Genomic DNA, 398 nt, shown 5'->3' on the forward strand with positions numbered 1-398 from the left:
TTTCATCATGCTGAGCATGGTGTCGCGGGCGGCACGGCCCTGATCGCTGTGGGTTCCGCCGCTGATCTTGCGCCGGGTCACCACGCTGCGGATATCGTTCTCCGAGCCATTGGTGTGGAGCGGAATGTCCGGGCGTTGGAGGATCTTCAGGAAGCTTTGGCGGTCGGTCCGGATGCGCGCGAGTAGACGGTCGAGGGTCGCAAACCTGGTCTTCATGCCGACGATCCGGTCGAACCGCCGGGCCAGTTCCCTGGCTCTTCGGGGCGTGGGATCCAGACACCACGCCTTGATGTCGTTGTAGAGCCACCAGATCCGGCTCTGGATCAGGGCCTTGGCGCGGCGCTGCGGTTCGGTGAAGCTATCGAGGGCATGGATCTGCCGCTCCATATGGACCCAGC

At 63.8% G+C, this 398-nt stretch carries 1 protein-coding gene; it reads right to left on the reverse strand.

The annotated features are described in order from the left end of the window. A partial coding sequence (locus AU465_RS32870; RefSeq protein WP_192257154.1) for an IS66 family transposase occupies window positions 1-398 on the reverse strand: 398 nt, incomplete at both ends.

This window comes from Mesorhizobium silamurunense (genome assembly GCF_014843905.1).
Taxonomy (GTDB): Bacteria; Pseudomonadota; Alphaproteobacteria; order Rhizobiales; family Rhizobiaceae; genus Mesorhizobium; species Mesorhizobium silamurunense.